Genomic DNA, 3,649 nt, shown 5'->3' on the forward strand with positions numbered 1-3,649 from the left:
GCTGCAACGGAGCATTCCGAGCAAATAGGTCAGAGCTGTGGTGGTCATTCAACTAAAATTCATCTTGCGGTTGATAGTGGTGGTTCACCGCCGAATAGGCGGTTTAGAAACAGAAAAGAAACGTAACTATCATTACAATCGCGTTCACCGCCGTATAGGCGGTTTAGAAAGAAAAAACTAGAAACGCAATCAGAAAACAGTTGTTCACCGCCGAATAGGCAGACATAAACCGCTTTCGGGCGGTTTTTTATTGCTCTTAGTTAATAAATTTCATACTATTTATCAAAAATTAAGGAGATGGTATGAAAAAAATCTTGATAATTAGTTTAGTTACTCTTGCTTTATTTGGTTGTGGTGATGATAAAGTTACTAAAGAGTATTGGATTGGGGATTGGCAGTGTACCGCTAATGATTATGAAAAACATAACGGTGACGTTAATGAAGATTTTGGTGATTCAGTGTCGTCGTCAGAAAAAATAATGACATTTAAAATATTAGATAATGAGCTTTATCAAATAAATAAAGATGGAACAAAAATCTTGATTGATCCAAATAAAATGGAAAATATCATAAATAAAGTTGTAGGAAGTACTAAGATTAACACAAAAAAAACAACAAAAATTGTTAATAGCGACACTTTCAAGTTAACAATGTTGACTGAAATAAACAACATTAATAGTGACAATAATGTTATTGATTTTAGAGCCAAAACAGAAGCGGTCTGCACAAGAATAAAATAGGTATCAATTATGTGGTTATTGTACGGTATTGCAATATTTGGTGTAGTTATAATGGTGCTATATACTCAGTATGCTGTAATTTTAAAAAGGCAGAAAAACTTTGATAAATTAGCTGTTATAAATGCTAAAAGAGATGCTGAGGGGTGGGGAAAAGGTGATGATTATTGAGTTAAATAATTATTGACTATTAAAGCAATTCAAACCCTCTAAGAGGGTTTTTTATTGGTTATTTTTTTGAGGAAAAATGGTTCTAAGTTCTTCTACTCCAGAAGTTATATGATTCAAAGCTCGCTCCATTTTCATTCTAACAATATCTTCATTTGTGTCACCAGAAAGAGAAAATGCTTTTGCTAATTCGTTCTTTAATGCATCGTATGAATCTTTTAATTTAATAAGTTCACTTCTAGTAGACTCAAGCTCATTTTTATAGCCATCAAGTTTTAATATGTCATTTATGATTTCACGTAAATCTGAATGGGTTATCGTTTCAATAATTTTTGTGACCTCAAGCCGATCAACTAACTCATTATTCAAACTTCTTTTATTTGTATTCGCTTTGTCCTCTAAATAACTTCTCAAATCTGACGGCAATCTCGTTGGAAAAGGTTTTATTGTGTTCATAGTGTGATTCCTTTTGACTCATTGCACTAATATAGTTTTTATAAGAAGTATTGACAACTGAATCATTATGATCCAAAATAAGCGTGTAAAATAAATGTAAATACAAAAAAGGAGGATCATTTTGATTCATGAGGTAAGTAAAATTAAACCGTTCCCAACAAGAATGCCTAATGATTTAAGGGAATGGTATGAGAAAGAGGCTGAGTTTAGCCGAAGATCGCTAAACTTTGTGATAGTTGAAGCTTTAGCAGAACATAAAGAAAAGAAAATCAAACAAAGAGAGGTAAAAAATGCAAACATCTAGAAAAGCAAAAACCCCAACATCGGCAAATGTTGAGGTTCAATCATTAATCCCACAGCAAAGAGGAATCAAATCTATGAAAAATGATATAACTTTAGTTAATAAAAGTCAATTGACAATGTCTAGCCGTGAGATAGCGGATTTAGTTGAATCTAGGCATGACAAAGTTAAGCAATCTATCGAACGTCTTGCTAAACGTGGTGTTATTGATATTCCCCCAATGGGGGAATACCTAGATTCACTGGGTAGAAAGGCAAGTGAATATAAATTAGTAAAAAGAGATTCTTATATTGTTGTTGCTCAATTATGTCCTGAGTTTACAGCTAAATTAGTTGATCGCTGGCAAGAACTAGAAGAAGCAATAGCTTGGTCAACAGACAGAAAGCCAACAGTTTTACCAAAACACATTGGCTTAGCTGAATATAGAAAAGCTAGGGCGATATCAATGGCAACTAAATCAGCAGAAGTTATTTGTAATCGATTTGATAATCTCAGCAAGTCGTCTCAGCAAGTTATCTTTGCAAAAATGGTTAATAGTTCCGTTAATGAGGAGTTAATCCCCTTACCTATATTAGAAAACAAAACATTTTCAGCAGGCGAGGTTGGGGATTTGCTCGGCGTATCCTCAAATAAAATTGGTCGTATAGCTAATAAGCTCAACTTAAAAACAAAAGACTATGGAATTTTCGTACTCGATAAGTCACGTTCTTCTGATAAGCAAGTTGAAACTTTTAGATATAACGAAAAAGCAATAGATGTAATCAAAAATCATCTTATTAATAAAGAAATCGCTTAACCAACAAATTATAAGCCCCCGCAGAGGGGCAACTTGAGGATGTAGATATGAACAGAAATATAATTATTCAAGAGAACGATTTTAACGTTTTATGTGCAAAAATAAATCACATTGCTGCAATTGCAGAGTTATTAATTAGCGACAATGGTCAAAGTAAGTGGGCTGATGAGACTCTAATAAACAGTATAGGTGCAATCTCGACAATGTCGTATGAAATGTCAACTTTATTTGAAAAAGCGGAGGTTGTAGCATGAAACATATTATTGATAGTGATAACTATGAAATAATCGTTAAAAATTTGAGTCAAGCACAGTCTTTAGCATATATTTTAGGTAGTGAAGCGGAAGAAGACAAAGATAAGTCAAATGTATTTTGGATAATTCAAGATTTGGTTAACTACGCCAAAAAACTTGTTCAAGATGCAGAAAAGACGGCTTAGAATTCAAACTCTATAACCCTTTTTTCAGCTTATTTTATAATCCATTGAAAAATATAGATTAATTTAAGCGCTAGAAAAAAGGGTTATTTTTGGAAAAATGGCTAAAATTTAGTTAAAACAATATGATATCTTTGATATAATCTAGTTCACCGCCGAGTAGGCGGTTTAGAAATCATTGATATTAGTGTACCCATAAATGTTTCTGTTCACCGCCGAGTAGGCGGTTTAGAAATCCCTTTGTATCTCTTTTTAAGCACATCTTCATGTTCACCGCCGAGTAGGCGGTTTAGAAAAAATTGCCTCACGATATTCTTCCTTGGTCATTGTTCACCGCCGAGTAGGCGGTTTAGAAATCTGCTCACATTTGGAAAGTCCGAAACTTCGCGTTCACCGCCGAGTAGGCGGTTTAGAAATGACTATGGGGTAATTCGTGTGATAACCATTGGTTCACCGCCGAGTAGGCGGTTTAGAAATCATTCTACACTACTCGCATGGCAAATCAGCTGTTCACCGCCGAGTAGGCGGTTTAGAAACATACGGGTAACTATCCCTATGCCAGCCCCCCGTTCACCGCCGAGTAGGCGGTTTAGAAATGTAGACGCCACAAAACACTTGGTATTGAAACTGTTCACCGCCGAATAGGCGGTCTAGAAAAAGGCGACATTTCAACGAGTTAACATTGCAAGAACATCGATCATTACTAAATTTAAAAGAAAGCCTCAATTAAGAGGCTTCAGATTGATGACAAAGAA

The 3,649-nt window shown here is 34.7% G+C and carries 7 protein-coding genes, 1 pseudogene and 1 CRISPR repeat array; of the genes and pseudogenes, 7 read left to right on the forward strand and 1 reads right to left on the reverse strand.

All coding sequences use genetic code 11. The annotated features are described in order from the left end of the window. From GQ593_RS13090 to GQ593_RS13100, 3 genes and pseudogenes are all read left to right on the forward strand, one after another. Positions 1-90: pseudogene (locus tag GQ593_RS13090) on the forward strand (IS5/IS1182 family transposase); the annotation flags it as partial. Between the two features lie 212 nt (positions 91-302). Beyond that, the gene (locus tag GQ593_RS13095) at positions 303-740 is read left to right on the forward strand and encodes a hypothetical protein (protein ID WP_160432434.1); all 438 of its coding nucleotides are present in this window, start codon (positions 303-305) and stop codon (positions 738-740) included. 9 nt (positions 741-749) lie between these two features. Beyond that, entirely contained in the window at positions 750-908 is a 159-nt protein-coding gene (locus GQ593_RS13100) for a hypothetical protein (protein WP_160432435.1), read from the forward strand. Between the two features lie 51 nt (positions 909-959). Here GQ593_RS13100 and GQ593_RS13105 read toward each other — a convergent pair whose 3' ends face one another. Next, positions 960-1,361 (reverse strand): Arc family DNA-binding protein, encoded by a 402-nt coding sequence (locus GQ593_RS13105; RefSeq protein ID WP_160432436.1) that lies wholly within the window; start codon positions 1,359-1,361, stop codon positions 960-962. A 121-nt stretch (positions 1,362-1,482) separates the two neighbouring features. On the opposite strand from GQ593_RS13105, the gene GQ593_RS13110 reads away from it, so the two are divergent. From GQ593_RS13110 to GQ593_RS13125, 4 genes are all read left to right on the forward strand, one after another. Beyond that, positions 1,483-1,665, forward strand: a complete 183-nt coding sequence (locus tag GQ593_RS13110) for a hypothetical protein (RefSeq protein WP_160432437.1) — start codon at positions 1,483-1,485, stop codon at positions 1,663-1,665. Positions 1,666-1,738: 73 nt separating this feature from the next. Continuing rightward, positions 1,739-2,458 (forward strand): Rha family transcriptional regulator, encoded by a 720-nt coding sequence (locus GQ593_RS13115; RefSeq protein ID WP_160432440.1) that lies wholly within the window; start codon positions 1,739-1,741, stop codon positions 2,456-2,458. Positions 2,459-2,505: 47 nt separating this feature from the next. After that, positions 2,506-2,712: a hypothetical protein gene (locus GQ593_RS13120; RefSeq protein WP_160432438.1), complete on the forward strand. Its 207-nt coding sequence runs from the start codon at positions 2,506-2,508 to the stop codon at positions 2,710-2,712. Further along, positions 2,709-2,897 carry a hypothetical protein gene (locus GQ593_RS13125; protein ID WP_160432439.1) on the forward strand — a complete coding sequence of 63 codons (189 nt, stop codon included), beginning with the start codon at positions 2,709-2,711 and terminating at the stop codon, positions 2,895-2,897. The genes GQ593_RS13120 and GQ593_RS13125 overlap by 4 nt, the downstream gene beginning before the upstream one ends. A 144-nt stretch (positions 2,898-3,041) precedes the next feature. After that, a CRISPR array of direct repeats spans positions 3,042-3,551; the repeat unit is 28 nt; unit sequence GTTCACCGCCGAGTAGGCGGTTTAGAAA. The last annotated feature ends 98 nt before the right edge of the window (positions 3,552-3,649 follow it).

This window comes from Gilliamella sp. Pas-s25 (assembly GCF_009795885.1).
Classification (GTDB): Bacteria; Pseudomonadota; Gammaproteobacteria; order Enterobacterales; family Orbaceae; genus Gilliamella.

What these genes read in the sequence shown, in the direction of transcription:
- GQ593_RS13095 (WP_160432434.1), top strand. Translation starts at nt 303, where the DNA reads ATGAAAAAAATCTTGATAATTAGTTTAGTTACTCTTGCTTTATTTGGT.
- GQ593_RS13100 (WP_160432435.1), top strand. Translation starts at nt 750, where the DNA reads ATGTGGTTATTGTACGGTATTGCAATATTTGGTGTAGTTATAATGGTG.
- GQ593_RS13120 (WP_160432438.1), top strand. Translation starts at nt 2,506, where the DNA reads ATGAACAGAAATATAATTATTCAAGAGAACGATTTTAACGTTTTATGT.
- GQ593_RS13115 (WP_160432440.1), top strand. Translation starts at nt 1,739, where the DNA reads ATGAAAAATGATATAACTTTAGTTAATAAAAGTCAATTGACAATGTCT.
- GQ593_RS13105 (WP_160432436.1), bottom strand. Translation starts at nt 1,361, where the DNA reads ATGAACACAATAAAACCTTTTCCAACGAGATTGCCGTCAGATTTGAGA.
- GQ593_RS13125 (WP_160432439.1), top strand. Translation starts at nt 2,709, where the DNA reads ATGAAACATATTATTGATAGTGATAACTATGAAATAATCGTTAAAAAT.